The following is a 13924-nucleotide window of genomic DNA, read 5'->3' on the forward strand; positions in this document are numbered from 1 at the left end:
GCCTCTTTCCTGGCTCACCCAGCTATCTATGTCGAGCCGCCGAGCCGTGCTTCCAGGAGGTCGACTTCCCTGACCAGCTTGCGGGCCGCCACATCGGAAATCTTGCGAGCGCGGGCTTTACGGTAGATCTCGTCGCGTTCGGCGTGCAGCCCGGCGAGGCGGAGCTTGCGCTCGATGTCGTCAATCCTGCGCGCCAGTTCCCGCTCGTCGCCGGTCTTGGCGCGGCCGTCGATGCGCTGCCGATAGAGCTCCATGATCCGCGCGCCGGCATCGATATAGAGATCGGCGTCGGCGCGGCCTTCGCCCATCTCGTGCTGGGCCTGTTCGATGGCCTTGATCGCCGCCTCGGCCGCTGCCGTGCGGGCGCCATCCTCAGCTTCCTGGTTTGACGGCTCCGGCGGCAGTTTGATGTTCTTCAAAAGATGCGGCAGCGCGACGCTCGCGGCGACCAGCGACACGATGATCACACCGGCGGCGAGCAATATGGCCAGGTCGCGCGCCGGGAAGGGCGACCCGTCGTTCATGGTGAGCGGCAGCGTCAGCACGCCGGCCAGCGTTATGGTGCCACGCACGCCGGCCAGCGAGGTTGCCACCACCAGGCGCCAGCTCGGCGTCTCCAAGGTTCTGCCCTGGCGCGCCGCCTTGAACAGGACGAAGCGTAGCGAGGTCCAGGCCCACAACAGGCGCAGGGCGGCCAGCGCCAGGTTAATGGCCACGATATAGACAAAGAGCCACGCCGGGTCGTGATGGCCGGTTTCCTGGACGACCCGCGCGGCGCCGGCGACGATCTGGGGAAGCTGTTCGCCGAGCAGCACGAAGATGATGCCGTTGGCGGCGAAATGCACGGTGTCCCAGACGGCGCTGCGCCTCACGCGGGTGACGGCGAGCGCTTGGCCGGACTGCTCGGCGTAGCTCATCGTGATGCCGGCGGCGACGGCGGCGAGGATGCCCGAGCAGTGGAAATGCTCGGCCAGGAGGTAACTGGCAAAGGGAATGAGCAGGCTGACCAGGATCTGCGAGCCGCTATCCTCGCCGAACCGTTTCGACAGCCAGTTCTTGGCTTTCGTCGTTCCCCAGGTGACGGCGGTGCCGATGGCGATGCCGCCGATGGCCAGCCACAGGAAGGTGGCGAAAGCGCTGGGAAGCGAGAAGGTGCCGGTGAGTGCCGTCGCCACGGCAAAGCGCATGCAGACCAGACCCGAGGCGTCGTTGAGCAGCGACTCGCCTTCGAGAATGTGCATCAGCCGTTTGGGGATCGGCACCCGCTTGGCAATGGCCGACACGGCGATGGGGTCGGTGGGCGACAGGATGGCAGCGAGCGCGAAGGCAACGGCCAGCGGCATGGCCGGAATCAGCCAGTTGATAAAGAAGCCGACGCCGACCACCGTGAAGACGACAAGGCCGAGGGCGAGTTCCAGGATCGTGCCCTTGTCGCGGAACAGGCCCTCTTTGGGGATGCGCCAGCCATCGAGAAACAGCAGCGGCGGCAGAAACAGCAGGAAGAACAGATCGGGTTGCAGCTCGACGCCCAGGTCGGCCACCGAGGCAACGCAGGCGCCCAGCGCGATCTGGTAGAGCGGCAGCGGCAGGGAAATGGGCGACATGCGCGAGAGCACACCGCTGATGACGACGGCCAGCAACAAGACGAGTGCAATCGCGACCGCTTCCATAGTCCATCCCGTGTACGCCAGGAGATAGAGACGTCCTCTATCCTCCAAAGGTCCTGATGTGTGGAGCCGTGCCTATGTGTTTGCTCTATATATATAATCTGTCATGGTCCGCGAAGGCGGACCACCTCAGGCAGAAAGAGGCGCGGGGTAATCACAGGGGGGTTCTCATCCCTGGAGATCTATACCGGCCGCCCGCTCTATCCTGCCCGAGGTCCTCTGCCTTCGCAGAGGAAGACAGTTTATATATCTGATTTAACAACACAATCCGCTTCGGTCGCGATCCGGCACGATCGAAGCGGGGGCTTATTACTCCGCCGCCTCAAACAGCGGCACCTGGGTCATTTCCGGCACCAGCACCATGCCCTTGTCGGTGATGCGGATTTCCGGGATGACCGACAGCGGGATCAGGTTGAAGCCCATGTAGGGCAGGGTGCAGCCCGCCTTTTCCCACTCGGCCTTCAGCGCCTGCACTTCGCCGGCGACGACATGCACGCGCTTGTCGGACATCAGGCCGGCGACCGGCAGCGGCACCATGGCCGTCACCACGCCGTCGCGGACGACGCAGATGCCGCCGCGCTCGGCCTCGATGGCTTGAAGCGCCACGCGCATGTCGGCCTCGTTGGTGCCGGCGACGATGATGTTGTGGCTGTCGTGGCCGACCGAGGAGGCGACGGCGCCGTGCTTCAGGCCGAAGTTCTGCAACAGGCCATGGGCGATGTTGCCGTCCGACTTGCCATGCCGCTCGACGACGGTGACGAAGGCGAGGTCGTGGCGGTCGAACAGCGTCTGCCAGTCGTTGGCCGGCTCGAGCTCGAGCTTGACGTGCTTCAGCACGATGCCCGGCAGCTCGGTGCGGATGACGTTGGCGGTGAGCGGCGCGGTCGGCAGTTCGGGCGTCAGCTTCAGCGTCTTCGGCAGATGCACGGTGGCGTAAGCGGCGTCCGGGTAGCGGTAGCGCGCTTCGAGGCTGGCTTCCAGCGTCGGGGTGATCGAGCGGTGGTCGACCATCAGCTCGCCGCCGTACCAGGTGCTCTGCGGTACCAGATCGTCGTCGAGTAGCACCAGGTCGGCGCGCCGGCCGCCGCCGAGGCCGCCGATCTCGCCATCCATGGCATAGCGCGTGGCGCCGGAGATCGAGCCCAGCGCCCAGGCTGTGGTGCGTGGAACGCCGATCTTGTAGGCCTGCCGCACCACCCAGTCGAGGCCGAAGGCCAGGAGGTCCTCGGCGTCGCGGTCGTCGGTGCAGACGGCGATGCGGCGCGGCGAGGCGCCGAGCTCGGTCATCGTCTTGATCGCCTCGGGCAGCGAGTGCCAGGGCGTGGTCGGCGGGCCGCCGCGCAGGAAGATCCAGACGCCGGCTTCCAGCAGGTCGTCGGCGATGTCGCGGTCGGTGGCCTCGTGGGTGTCGGTGACGCCGGAGGCGGCATAGGCGGCGACGAACTCGCGGCCGTAGACGTGGCCGGACACCGGCCGGCCGCGCGACAGGGCGGCGGCGATGATGGCGTGGCTGCGCTCGTCACCCATGGTGACGGGCACGAAGTCCATCTTCTCGCCGAGGGCGACCGCTTCCGGCCACTTGTCGAACAGGGCGGCGATCTTCTCCGGCGTCAGGTCGCCGCCGGCCGTTTCCATCTCGGGCGAGGTGGCGGGCACCGTGGAGGCCAGCGTATGGAAGATGGACAGCGGCGCCTCGCGGGCATCCTCCATCATCGCCTCGATGCCGGCGACGTCCATCACGTTGCCGATCTCGTGGCTGTCGCAGAAGATGGTGGTGGTGCCGTTCAAAAGCGCGGCCTCGGCATAGGCGCAGGCCGTCACCATCGAGCTTTCGATGTGGATATGCGGATCGATCAGGCCCGGTCCGATGATGCCACCACGGGCGTCATAGATCGTTGCCGCGCCGCCCCGGTAGCTGCCGGCCGGCAAGACGGCGGCGATGCGGCCGCCGGAAACCCAGATCTCGCGTTCATTCAAGATGCGGTCGGAATAGGTGGACAGGACACGGGCACCGGTGATCACCATGTCTGGATCGGCGCGGCCGGACGCCACGTCGGCGAGGCGACGGGTCAACAGGTGCAGGGGCTTGACGGAAAAACGCGTCGGCTTGGCGGTGCTGGACATCCGGACCTCGGGCTCGATTCAACAATGCCCCCTCGGTCGGCCCGAGCGGGGCCAAGACATCGTAACCACGGATGATGGCGTTTCAAGACAAAAGTGGGGGCGCGCCGAGCTTGATGTTGCCCGCGATGAAGTTGCCGATGTACGTTCAGCCTTGACGAGCATTGCTGAGGTGCGCGCCAGGGAGGGTAGAGATAGTCGCTATTCGTCCATCGCCTGCTTTCTCGGCTGCACCGCCTCGGCGATGTGAAAAAGGCTATTAGGAACATGCAGGCTGCGACCTACAAGAAAGCCCTCGTCGGAATTTGCCGGTTCGTGGTCAACGAGCTGCTTCTGCTGCTCTTCATCGTGTTTTCATTTGCCGCACTGGGGTCGGGGGAGAATAGCGAAGCGGAAGCCATCTGTTTGGAAGAGTATCCTGAAGGAACGGCGGGCGCTTTTGGCACGGCCTGCTACAATCAGCCATGGGTCCGAGTGCTGTACGCTTTGGCTGCCGTTCTCGTGCTTTCGGCTCTGATTTATTCCCTGAGGTCATTTTTGAACAAACCGGCGAACCAGTTCGACGATGATTATGAATCCGCGTTCGATCTATTTTCGCCCGCACTGAAGGTTTTCTGCTTTTTTGTGGCAGGTGTTTCATGTTGCGTTCTGTTGCCAGTTTCGGCGCTATTCTCTCTAGCCGCGTTGGCAGCCTGGGCTGACTCGCTACATGTTTGCCCTTTTGGCCATCAGTGTAGCGATGCGCAGGCGACCATGTGGTTCGGTTCTTCAATCGGCGTCTTGGCGCTGGGCCTCTTCATCGTGTTGCTGCGGTTTTTACTGAGAAACCGATCGGCTGTTGGGACCTGAGGCGGCGCTGTTTGCTGGACCGGTCATGCGTCAGGGCTGGGTCAAGGCTCCGCTGTTCGTCACGCTGATCCAATCGGCCGGGAAGCCGCCATGGCCCGCGCGACAGCGGTTCGCAGGCAAGGCAGCTCGGTTGGGCTTGAAAGGCTTGGACGCCGGCTGCGACAACCGGTGTCCGCTTATCCGCTATTCCAGGAAGAACTGCCGCTGGAAGCAGAACATGTCGTTGAACAGGCAATACTCGCCGGGGCCGACCTCGAAGGGCGGGAGGCTTGCGCGCATGTCGGCGAGTTCCTCGGCGAGGAGGTCGGCCAGTTCGACGAAGGCATCGTCGGTCGGCTCGGCGACGAAATAGCCGATGGTGATGTGGAAGGTGTAGTCGGCGTGGCCGTCAAGGCGCATGCCGATGCGGTCGGCGATCCTGTCTCGTAACTGGCGGATGGCGGCATTGTCATCGGCGCAGGCCGGTTCGAGGCGCAGGATGAGGGCGTCGGTGAGCGGGGCGAAGCGCGCCACACGCATGCGGAAGCGCTGTGGTCCGCCGAATGGTTCCTGGCGTAGCCGTTCGCCGATGGTGGCTGTCACCTCATCGAGGGGGGCATCGAGCGCGATGCGATCCGGCCAGCGATCGGGGCGGCGATCCTGATCGCAGATGCCGACGAACAGCGTCATGTGCCAGCTGGAGGGCGGCAGCAGCGTGTAAGCGTGGGATGCCGATGCCGCTCGCAGGCGGTCGTAGAGGCGGTCGAGCTTTTCCACCAGCGCCCGCTCGGCGGCGACATGACAGACGATGGTGCTGCCCGGATAGGTGCGGACCTTGCCGTCCGCGTGGAATTTCCGCCCGACATCGAGCGGCTTTACCGTGGAAATCGCCATTTTCGTCAGTCCGTGATTGAGGTTTGAATGGGGGCGATCTGGTCCATCAGGGCCGGGGTGCCGGCCATGACCCAGAGGCCCTGCGGTTTGAGTTCGCCGCCCCAGCGGACGTTGAGGCCCGCTTCGGCGCAAATGACGACGCCGCCGGCCAGATCCCAAAGGCTGGTGTAGCGCTCGATGTAGCCATCGACGCGGCCAAGGGCGGCAAAGCCCAGCGAGATTGAGGCGCAGCGGAAGCCGGTCACCCCCCAGCGCGCCTTGCGCAGATGAAGCTCCACTTCGGCGATGGCTTCCGGCGTCCAGCGGGTGTTCTCGCCGACGGCGACCACGCGCGCCGCGTCGAAGCGGGCGTCGCGGCTGGCCGGCTTGCCGTCCACCCAGAGGCCGGAGCCCGTCTCGGCCGACAGCGTCAGGCCGAGGACCGGATAGTGGATGACGCCGAGGTCGGGCTGGCCGTCGCGCATGTGGGCCAGCGAAATGCCCCACAGCGGGCTGCCGCGCAGGAAGTTGGCCGTGCCGTCGATCGGGTCGACCACCCAGCAGTCGTCGGACGCCTCGCCACCGTATTCCTCGCCCACCAGCGGCTGACCGGGAAAGGCTATCCTTAATTCGCACTTGAAGAAGCGCTCGATGTCGCGATCGGCTTCGGAGACGAAGTCCATCGGCGCCTTGGCGGAGAGGCTAAGGTCTTCCCGGGCCTGAAACAGGCGCAGGGCGCGCCGGCCGGCTTCGGCCATCAGCGCGTTGGCCGCCGCGTGCCTTGCAGAGAGCGGGCGGGTCATGGGCGGAGATCGGCGACGTTGGAGAGAATGGTCTGCACGCCCCCGGCGATCAGACGGCGCGCCTCGGCGAGGTCGTCGATGGTTGCGGTGGCAAACTCGATGCCGCTGGCGTTAAGGCGCGCCAGGGCCTCGGCATCCAGAAGGTCGCTGGTGCAATGGAGGATCTGGCAGTTGACGGCGCGGAGCAGCGCCTCGGGGTCCTTGGGCGGGACCACCACGGCGAAGGCGCGCGGCACGTCCGGCAGCAGTTCGGCGGCCCGCGCCAGGGCGACGCGCGAGAAGCTGGTGATGAACAGGCGTCCGCGCCCCTCGGGCCACAGCCGCTTGAGCTCAGTGCAGGCGATCTCGGCGGTCTCCCAGTCGTCGCCGGCCGTCGGCTTCAGCTCGACCTGCAACGACAGGTCCTCTTCCAGCACGGTTTCAAGCAGCTCCGCGAAGGTCGGGATGCGCTCGCCGGCAAATTCCGGCGCGAACCAGCTGCCGGCGTCTAGCTTGCGGATCTCGTCAAACGTCATGCCGGCGACAAGGCCGTGGCCGTCGGTGGTGCGGTCGACGGTGTCGTCATGGATGATGACGGGGCGCTGGTCGCGCGTCAGCTTGACGTCGATTTCCACCCATTCGGCGCCGCGCCGTTTGGCCTCGCGCATGGCGGCGAGCGTGTTCTCGGGGGCGTGGGCGCTGGCGCCGCGATGGGCGATCAGGCGCTCGACGACAAAAGGATTCTGTGCGGACATGGGAGCGAAAACAGCCTTGCTAGTTGGAGGATGATAGGTTTCAGAGCCTGAGCTGAAATTCGCTGGGGTGCGGCAGGTGGCGACGGCTTCGAGAACCGGAGCGCAGCGGACTTCCTGTCCGTGAGCACCGGAAGCGCAGAAGACTAAGCCAAATGCCCGCCCCAGTAGAATTTCCGCTCAGGCTCTCAGAGTTTGCCCATGCCGCCGGCCATCAGATCGTCGCGCATGATGCGGCCGGCGGCGATGAACACCACAAGGACCGGCAGCAGCAGGATGAGCGACACGATGGCGGCCAGCGGGAACTGGAGCGAATAGGGGTCGAGGTAGGTGTAGAGCTTGGTCGGCAGCGTCTGAATGACCGGCGCGCCGGTGACGAAGGTCTTGTCGAATTCCTCAAAGGAACCGACGAAGGACAGGAGGCCGCCGGCCATCAGGCCGGGAACGGCCAGCGGCAGGATCAGGCGGTGGAGAATGGCCAGGGGACCGGCGCCCAGCGATCGGGCGGCATGGATCAACTCGTCCGGCAGCGTCTCGAAACTGGCGGTCATCAGGCGGATCATCAGCGGTAGCGTGCCGATGGTCTGAACCAGGATCACCCCGAAGGTCGTGTAGGCGATGCCGAGCGTCAGCAGCACCTGGCCGACGCTGACGCCGACGACGATGCCGGGGATGATGCTCGGCGCCAGGATGAATAGTTCCAGCGCCCGCTTGCCGCGCATCGGTGTCTTGGCCATGGCCCAGGCGGTGGGCAGGGCAAGGGCGGTGGTGAGAAGGGTGACGCCGACGGCGATCAGCAGGCTGTTGAACGTGGCGCGACCGATGCCGTCATCGCCGAGAACCTGTCGCCAGTTGTCGAGCGAGAGCGTATCCGGCAGCAGATTGGGGTAGCTCCAGCGTCCAGAGAGGCTCCAGACGACCAGCAGGATTACCGGCAGAGCGACGGTGACGGCGAGCGCCAGGAACAGGGTGGTGGCGACCAGCGGCCGCCGGGGTTCCATCGTCGGCGAACGGTCGGTCATCGACTGTCTCCCTTGGCCGCGCCGACGTTGGAGGTCAGGGCGTAGTAGGCGATGAGAACGGCGAAGGCGAAGGCCGACAGCACCATGCCGATGGCGAAAACCTGGCCCATGTCGCCCTCGGCGAAAGCGCGCACCATGCGCACCGACAGCGGCAGCGGGTTGGGGGCACCGACCAGGTCGGGGATGGCAAACGAGCCCATGGAGCCGATGAAGGTCAGAAGCACCGCCGCCGTGATGCCCGGCAGGGCCAGCGGCAGCTCGACGCGCAGGAAGGTGCGGATCGAGCCGGCGCCGAGCGTGCGAGCGGCCTGGCGGATGTCCTCGGGAATGGCGGCGAAGGCGCCGGTGATCACCAGCGTCATGAACGGCAGCTGCTTCCAGGTGGTGGCGGCGATGACGCCGATGCCCCAGGGGTCGCGAACCATCTTGGGTAGCTTGAGGCCAAGCGGCAGCAGCAGACGATCAAAAAAGCCGCCCTGTTCGATCAGCGTCAGCACCAGGAGCGCGACGATGATGCCGGGCACCGCCATCGGGATCTTGTAGAGGCCGTTGAACAGCTTTCGGCCGGCAAAATGCCGTCGCAGTGCCAGCGCCAGCCCGATCGCCAGCACCAGCGTGACGACGACCGGCACCACCCCGTAGTAGAGCGAGGTGGCGAGGCTGCGCAGCAAGACCGCGCTGGTGAAGATGCGGGCGTAGAACTTGAGGGTGAGGGCCGGATCGTCGCCGACGAGGCCGAAGCTGCCCAGCAGCGCCGTCAGCAAGGGAAATCCGAACAGCGCGATGAGGAAGCCGGCGCCGGGCAGCAGCAATAGCGCGAGCTCAAGGCGCGGACGGCGATGGAGGCCGATCATGCCGCCGCTCCCGCCGTTTCGGCCAGAAGCGATACCGGTCCGGTCACGCTCACGGCCACGCGGGCGCCGATCTCCAACAGCGCCTCGCCGCCGGAGCGGCTGGCCTTCAGGTTGAAATCGGCGATGCGCACCACATAGTTGGCCTGCGCGCCCATGAAGGAGACGGCGGTGATTTCGCCATGTCCGCCGGCGTCCGGGGCGAGCGCCAGGTTCTCGGGGCGCAGCGACACGACGGCCGGCCCCCGGTGATCGCTGTCGAGCGGCACCCCGTCGCCCCAGGGCAGGCGCGCCTGCCGGCTCGCGGTGTCAACCGGCAACAGGTTGGTCTGGCCGAGAAAGCTGGCGGTGAACACGTGGCGCGGGTTGCGATAGAGCGAAACCGGCGTGCCGATCTCCACCACTTCACCGGCGTTCATCACCACGATGCGGTCCGACATCGCCATGGCCTCCGCCTGATCGTGGGTGACGTAGAGGCTGGTCGAGCCGGTCTGGCGATGCAGCGCCACCAGATCGTGGCGCAGGCTGTCGCGCAGCTTGGCGTCGAGATTGCTGAGCGGCTCGTCGAGCAGCATCAGGGCCGGCTGCATGACGATGGCGCGAGCCAGTGCCACGCGCTGCTGCTGGCCGCCAGACAATTGGCGCGGCATGCGGTCGACGTAGGCGGCGAGATTGCAGATTTCGAGCGCATGCTCGAGGCGGCGGCGCTGCTCCTCCCGTGGCACCTTGCGCATCTCCAGCCCGAAGGCGAGGTTCTTGCGCACCGACATGTGCGGGAACAACGCATAGGACTGGAAGACCATGGCGATGTCGCGCTTGTCGGGCGGCAGCGCGTCGATGCGCTTGCCGGCGAGGACGATCTCGCCGCTCGATGCCTCGGTGATGCCCATGAGGATGCGCAAGAGCGTCGACTTGCCGCAACCGGATGGGCCGAGGACCGTGACGAATTCGCCCTTTTCGACCTCAAGGGAGGTGGGGTGCAGGGCGACGGTGTCGCCGAAGCGCTTGCCGACGGAATGGAGCTGAAGCTCGGCCATGGGTCTCGTCTCAAATTGCCATGAAGGGATGGGGGCGATGGCCTCCATCCCGTTTGGCGGGACTTCAGGGGGAAGGCGACGTCAGCGCTTGGACAGGATCTTCTCGTCGAGCGCCTTGGCCAGCGCGTTGGCCATCGGCCAGTTGGCCGGCACCGACAGAGACGGGTAGACCGCGTCGGGCAACAGATACTTGCGCGTTTCGGCCGATACCTTGGTGGCGTCGAAATCGTTGCGTGGTGAGCGCGACGCCTTGGTTTCCATCTTGTAGGCCTGGAACTCCATGCCGAAGGCTTCGTTGATCAGCAACATGGCCGCCGCCGGATGCACGGCGTTGGTCGGAACGAAGAAGGCATCGCCGCTGCCGACCTGGCCGTTTTTCAACAGCGTCAGGCGGAAGCTTTCCGGCAGCTGCTTGGCGCGCAGGAAGGTCAGCACCTGATCTTCCCAGACGGTGCCGATCGCAGCCTGCTTGTTGTTGATCAGGTTGAGCGTGTCGGCGTTGCCGTTGGTCAGCTCGGCGCTATCGAGCAGCTTGCCGAAATAATCCCACACCGGGGTGAGGCAGGTGTCGTTGAGGGCGAAATCCTCGTTGTCGTCCTTGGTCTTGCTGTAGTCGAGAAGGCGGGCCCGACAGTCGCCGGTGGTGTAGTTGAGCGCCGCCGAGAACAGGAAGCCGCCGCCCGAACCACCCTTGGCCGGCAGCGTCATGGCAAATTGGTGCGGATGGCTGGTCGACCAGGCGAGCAGCGCGTCGAAATCCTTGGGCAGGTCGGCGTCCGACACCACGGCGCTGTCGTAGCCGATGGCGGTCTGGTTGCGATGAACGATCGGGTAGGTGCCGTGCACATCGACGCCGAACACCACGTCCTTGAACTGGCTCTGAACGGTGGCAAGGTTGGGCAGGATGGCGCCGAGGTTGACGTTGCCGATCACGCCGGACGGCGCCAGGATGGGATAGTCGCCACCACCGGCGAAATAGGCATCGACCGGCGAGTCCTGCCCGGCCTTCTGGACGGCGATCAGTTGCTGGTCGGCCTGATCGCCCTTCACGTCGGAATAGACGACCTTGATGCCGTATTTGGCTTCAAAGCGCTTGAGAAGACCTTCATTCCAGGTGTCGGCAAAGCTGCCGGCGAAGTTGTACATGACAACGGTGCCCTCGGCTTTGGCGAGCGGAACGACCACGTCATAGAAGGTGTCGCGGGTGACGGCCGCCAGCTCGGGGCTGGCGTGCTTCAGGCCGGGCTGGGCATCGGCCAGCGACGGAGTGGCGATCAAACAGGTGGTTGCGAGGGCAAAGGCGGTGAGACGGTTCATCGTGGGCTCCCGGGGTGGGTTGGGCGGCTGCCGATGATTACTACCCATCGTATGTAATATTTATATGACGCTTCTTCCGAGGCGGTGAAGAGCCGTTCCTATGGGGTGAGATCGCTGGCGGCGCGGGTTGATTTTGCCGTCATTGGCAGGGCTCGCTGTGGCAGGTGACATAAATCACCGGCGCGGGTAGTTTGTCCTAAAGCCAACGAGTCTCTCAGTGATCAGCAGCGTCGCCAGTCCGCCATCTCCTCTGCCCTCCAGTGAACGCTGGGTGCTGGACGTCATCCGGCGGTTCGAGCCGATCGCCCGCTCCGACCTGACGCAACACGTCGATCTGGCCCAGCAGTCGGTGCATCGCATCGTCGAAACGCTGGTCGGGCGCGGGCTGGTGCGGGCGGGGGCGCCGTTGAAGCGCGGCCGTGGCCAGCCGAGCGCGGTGCTGGAACTCCAGCGTGATGCCGTCTTCTCGATCGGCATCTCGGTGAATACCGATTCGATCACCATCTGCCTGGTCGATCTGGCCTGTCGAACGGTGGAGCAGATCACTCTGCGCGAACCACCGCTCAGCCGCGGCGTGTCGCTGGAGGCGATCAGGGATGCCATCGATCGCATCGTGCGCCGCAACGCGGTGGCGTCCGAGAGGATCATCGGCATCGGGTTTGCCATATCAGGTTATTTTGTACCCGACGGGGGTATTAATGCCCCGGAACCCTTGCGAGACTGGTCGCTCGTCGACCTGAAGCCGGAGTTCGAAGCCTATTTCCGGCTACCGATCTGGGTGGAGAACAACGCGACCACCGGCGCCATCGGTGAAAAGATGCGCGGTGCCGGACTGTGGGCGCGCAGCTTTGCCTATTTCTCCTTCAACTACGGCTTCGGCATGGGGTTGATCCTGGACGGCAAGCCCTATTTCGGCTCCCATCGCAACGCCGGCGAGATGCGGATGTACCGCCCCGACGACGAGGGAGAGAACCGGCCCGCCCTCAGGTATCTGATCGACGAACTCCGCCGGAACGGCATCCGGATCGATTCCGTCGCCGACCTCAAGGAGCGCTTTGATCCCTCTTGGCCTGGCGTAGAGGCCTGGGTCGAGCGTGTCATGCCGCAGCTCGATCGCGCCGTGAACGCGGTTACCGGCGTGGTGGATCCGGAAGCCATCGTCTACGGCGGCCAGATCCCGCGCGAATTGGGGCAGATGCTGATCGAGCGCACGACCCACTGGGGCGGCTGGCGCTATGGCGTGGCGCAGGCGCTGCCGAAACTGGTTCTGTCGGAAGCCAATGTCGATCCAGCGGCGGCCGGCGCCGCCATGCTGCCACTCGACGCGGTGTTTTTTCCCTGAGAGCCAGTCTCGAAATTCTACTGGGTCGGGCACTGAGAGCCGGTGGAGTGTCGTTTCATTCCAATGCAAAAAACGCCGGTCATGATGGCCGGCGTTTTCAATGGCTTCGAGCAGCGCTGAGAACTCATCTCGGCGATGCTTGAAGGTGGACCACACCTTCGATGACGACTATTGCGGAATACGCGGCTCGTCTCCCAAGGTCGCCGAGCTTGCCGCCTGCTGGGCGTCGTAGCCCATACGATCGGAGATCGAAAACGGTGCTCCGATGCACCGGCTGTCGGCCTGTCTGTAGACCAGCCTGTCGTCCACAATCGTGCCGACGTAACGGCCGTGCGGGCCGAAGACCTTGTCACCGCGACGCTGGCCAACCGCCATGCCGGAGCTGGTGAAGATGTAGAACTCGTCCTCCTGAAGTGGAAGTCCATTCTTTGTATATAAACCCATGATTGGCCTCCCGATCTTTTTGGGTTTTGCGAGGGCGTTGATGCGACGGTCGGTCACATCGCAGTATTGGAGTGACTTGACGTTCCGGAATAAATCTCAATTTTTTCCGGATGATCGCGGAATTCTACTGCCGCCCACCCGCCAACGACCGTTTGCGGGACGTCGTCTGCCAACACAAACAACGCGGACAGTGTGCGATCATTCCGTCGAAGACGCATCCTATCAATTGGCAGCACGTAGAAGTCGCAAGGTCAGCTGCCAGTCATAGCTGCGGGTGTGCGTCCTGCCGCGTGTGGCGTCCGGCTGTGGCATCACAGAAGGGTAGAGGGTGGGGCAGTTGGTCGTCGGAGATCCGCCGATATCTGCCCGAACGAACGCTGCCGGGCGATAGCCGGCGCGTAAACCGCGATCCCGCCTTGCCAACCCGCCGCACAACGGCGCGCTCGGTTGGGCGCGCTCATAGCGAAGCCACGGCACGGTGGATATCAGTCGATCACGGGAAGTTGAATGCTACTCCGCCCATAACAACATGCCCCGCTCCATCTGGATGGGATGGAACGAGGCATGCGTTTCCTCGACCCGATGACGCGACCCACTCTAAATAAAGGGGGCGCGACGATCAGTCTTCGTGCGGCGCTCATGGGATTACCGCAACGACAGGCAGGCAATTTTCAGTTCTGGAGGTCACTCAAGGAAGTTAATGTCCAGCGAATTCTTGCCTCAATCGAGGATCGATTGCGTAAGTTCACCGGTCACCTCCTTTCGTTTGTTGCAGACAAACAGGAGCATGAACCCGATTTCAAAAGGCTGCAAGTCAAAAAGCAAAGCTGACTGTCGTTATCCGTATTCGATCAGACCCATTGCTAGGCGGAGTGCGATCGCGGGGCC

General features: G+C 64.6%; 13 protein-coding genes. 3 read left to right on the plus strand and 10 right to left on the minus strand.

Annotated elements, in window-relative coordinates:
• Positions 1 to 26: 26 nt before the first annotated feature.
• Together AB6N07_RS10770 and AB6N07_RS10775 are read right to left on the minus strand one after the other, a co-directional pair.
• A complete protein-coding gene (locus AB6N07_RS10770) occupies positions 27 to 1670 on the minus strand; it encodes a Na+/H+ antiporter (RefSeq protein ID WP_370677803.1) in 1644 nt (547 codons plus the stop codon).
• 306 nt (positions 1671 to 1976) lie between these two features.
• Positions 1977 to 3791 (minus strand): adenine deaminase C-terminal domain-containing protein, encoded by a 1815-nt coding sequence (locus AB6N07_RS10775; RefSeq protein WP_370677804.1) that lies wholly within the window; start codon positions 3789 to 3791, stop codon positions 1977 to 1979.
• Between the two features lie 264 nt (positions 3792 to 4055).
• Between AB6N07_RS10775 and AB6N07_RS10780 the strand changes: the two genes are divergently transcribed.
• Positions 4056 to 4637, plus strand: coding sequence for a hypothetical protein (locus tag AB6N07_RS10780; protein ID WP_370677805.1), 582 nt, complete (start codon positions 4056 to 4058; stop codon positions 4635 to 4637).
• A gap of 183 nt (positions 4638 to 4820) precedes the next feature.
• Here the strand turns inward: AB6N07_RS10780 and AB6N07_RS10785 are convergent, their stop codons facing one another.
• The 7 genes from AB6N07_RS10785 to AB6N07_RS10815 form a co-directional block, all read right to left on the minus strand.
• Positions 4821 to 5510 (minus strand): DUF1868 domain-containing protein, encoded by a 690-nt coding sequence (locus AB6N07_RS10785; RefSeq protein WP_370677806.1) that lies wholly within the window; start codon positions 5508 to 5510, stop codon positions 4821 to 4823.
• A gap of 5 nt (positions 5511 to 5515) precedes the next feature.
• Positions 5516 to 6292, minus strand: a complete 777-nt coding sequence (locus tag AB6N07_RS10790; protein WP_370677807.1) for an inositol monophosphatase family protein — start codon at positions 6290 to 6292, stop codon at positions 5516 to 5518.
• Positions 6289 to 7026 (minus strand): glycerophosphodiester phosphodiesterase family protein, encoded by a 738-nt coding sequence (locus AB6N07_RS10795; RefSeq protein ID WP_370677808.1) that lies wholly within the window; start codon positions 7024 to 7026, stop codon positions 6289 to 6291. The genes AB6N07_RS10790 and AB6N07_RS10795 overlap by 4 nt, the downstream gene beginning before the upstream one ends.
• A gap of 185 nt (positions 7027 to 7211) precedes the next feature.
• Positions 7212 to 8045, minus strand: coding sequence for an ABC transporter permease (locus tag AB6N07_RS10800; protein ID WP_370677809.1), 834 nt, complete (start codon positions 8043 to 8045; stop codon positions 7212 to 7214).
• Entirely contained in the window at positions 8042 to 8899 is an 858-nt protein-coding gene (locus AB6N07_RS10805; protein WP_370677810.1) for an ABC transporter permease, read from the minus strand. The genes AB6N07_RS10800 and AB6N07_RS10805 overlap by 4 nt, the downstream gene beginning before the upstream one ends.
• Positions 8896 to 9933, minus strand: coding sequence for an ABC transporter ATP-binding protein (locus tag AB6N07_RS10810; RefSeq protein ID WP_370677811.1), 1038 nt, complete (start codon positions 9931 to 9933; stop codon positions 8896 to 8898). The genes AB6N07_RS10805 and AB6N07_RS10810 overlap by 4 nt, the downstream gene beginning before the upstream one ends.
• Positions 9934 to 10014: 81 nt before the next feature.
• Entirely contained in the window at positions 10015 to 11250 is a 1236-nt protein-coding gene (locus tag AB6N07_RS10815; protein WP_370677812.1) for an extracellular solute-binding protein, read from the minus strand.
• Between the two features lie 217 nt (positions 11251 to 11467).
• Here AB6N07_RS10815 and AB6N07_RS10820 point away from each other — a divergent pair, with 217 nt between their 5' ends.
• The gene (locus tag AB6N07_RS10820) at positions 11468 to 12592 is read left to right on the plus strand and encodes an ROK family transcriptional regulator (protein WP_370677813.1); all 1125 of its coding nucleotides are present in this window, start codon (positions 11468 to 11470) and stop codon (positions 12590 to 12592) included.
• Positions 12593 to 12760: 168 nt separating this feature from the next.
• Here AB6N07_RS10820 and AB6N07_RS10825 read toward each other — a convergent pair whose 3' ends face one another.
• Entirely contained in the window at positions 12761 to 13036 is a 276-nt protein-coding gene (locus AB6N07_RS10825) for a hypothetical protein (RefSeq protein WP_370677814.1), read from the minus strand.
• A 564-nt stretch (positions 13037 to 13600) separates the two neighbouring features.
• Here AB6N07_RS10825 and AB6N07_RS10830 point away from each other — a divergent pair.
• Positions 13601 to 13867 (plus strand): hypothetical protein, encoded by a 267-nt coding sequence (locus tag AB6N07_RS10830; protein WP_370677815.1) that lies wholly within the window; start codon positions 13601 to 13603, stop codon positions 13865 to 13867.
• The last annotated feature ends 57 nt before the right edge of the window (positions 13868 to 13924 follow it).

The sequence above is a fragment of the Pleomorphomonas sp. PLEO genome, assembly GCF_041320595.1.
Lineage (GTDB): Bacteria > Pseudomonadota > Alphaproteobacteria > Rhizobiales > Pleomorphomonadaceae > Pleomorphomonas.

Bases quoted from the DNA above. Each gene is read 5' to 3' on its own strand.
- AB6N07_RS10810 (WP_370677811.1), bottom strand. From the start codon at position 9,933: ATGGCCGAGCTTCAGCTCCATTCCGTCGGCAAGCGCTTCGGCGACACC.
- AB6N07_RS10770 (WP_370677803.1), bottom strand. From the start codon at position 1,670: ATGGAAGCGGTCGCGATTGCACTCGTCTTGTTGCTGGCCGTCGTCATC.
- AB6N07_RS10785 (WP_370677806.1), bottom strand. From the start codon at position 5,510: ATGGCGATTTCCACGGTAAAGCCGCTCGATGTCGGGCGGAAATTCCAC.
- AB6N07_RS10800 (WP_370677809.1), bottom strand. From the start codon at position 8,045: ATGACCGACCGTTCGCCGACGATGGAACCCCGGCGGCCGCTGGTCGCC.
- AB6N07_RS10780 (WP_370677805.1), top strand. From the start codon at position 4,056: ATGCAGGCTGCGACCTACAAGAAAGCCCTCGTCGGAATTTGCCGGTTC.
- AB6N07_RS10795 (WP_370677808.1), bottom strand. From the start codon at position 7,026: ATGTCCGCACAGAATCCTTTTGTCGTCGAGCGCCTGATCGCCCATCGC.
- AB6N07_RS10830 (WP_370677815.1), top strand. From the start codon at position 13,601: ATGCGTTTCCTCGACCCGATGACGCGACCCACTCTAAATAAAGGGGGC.
- AB6N07_RS10775 (WP_370677804.1), bottom strand. From the start codon at position 3,791: ATGTCCAGCACCGCCAAGCCGACGCGTTTTTCCGTCAAGCCCCTGCAC.
- AB6N07_RS10825 (WP_370677814.1), bottom strand. From the start codon at position 13,036: ATGGGTTTATATACAAAGAATGGACTTCCACTTCAGGAGGACGAGTTC.
- AB6N07_RS10815 (WP_370677812.1), bottom strand. From the start codon at position 11,250: ATGAACCGTCTCACCGCCTTTGCCCTCGCAACCACCTGTTTGATCGCC.
- AB6N07_RS10805 (WP_370677810.1), bottom strand. From the start codon at position 8,899: ATGATCGGCCTCCATCGCCGTCCGCGCCTTGAGCTCGCGCTATTGCTG.
- AB6N07_RS10790 (WP_370677807.1), bottom strand. From the start codon at position 6,292: ATGACCCGCCCGCTCTCTGCAAGGCACGCGGCGGCCAACGCGCTGATG.